Here is a 224-nt window from a genome sequence, read left to right as displayed (position 1 = left end):
TGAAGCTGTTTTGATGGTGCTAGAGCAAGGCTACAGTGTTGCTGATGCAGCAAAGTCACTCGGAGTCGCTACTAGCCTGCTTTACAAGTGGAAAGAAAAATACGAAGCTCAGCAGAAAGGCATTGCCTTAGAAGAGTCTGAGCGCGATGAACTGAAACGATTGCGTAAAGAAAACAAAGCATTACGCATGGAGAAAGAAATTTTAAAAAAGGCCAGTGCCTACT

1 protein-coding gene is annotated in these 224 nt (G+C 43.8%); it reads left to right on the top strand.

Features of this window, described 5'->3' with window-relative positions:
* On the top strand, positions 1 to 224 hold a 224-nt coding region (locus ACQ96U_RS27290; RefSeq protein ID WP_431724428.1), incomplete at both ends, for a transposase.

Origin of the sequence: Zooshikella sp. RANM57 (assembly GCF_050749885.1) — a bacterium.
In the GTDB taxonomy this organism is placed as follows: domain Bacteria; phylum Pseudomonadota; class Gammaproteobacteria; order Pseudomonadales; family Zooshikellaceae; genus Zooshikella.
The sequence above is the reverse complement of the archived record's forward strand: the minus strand, read 5'-3'. Positions and strand labels throughout refer to the sequence as shown.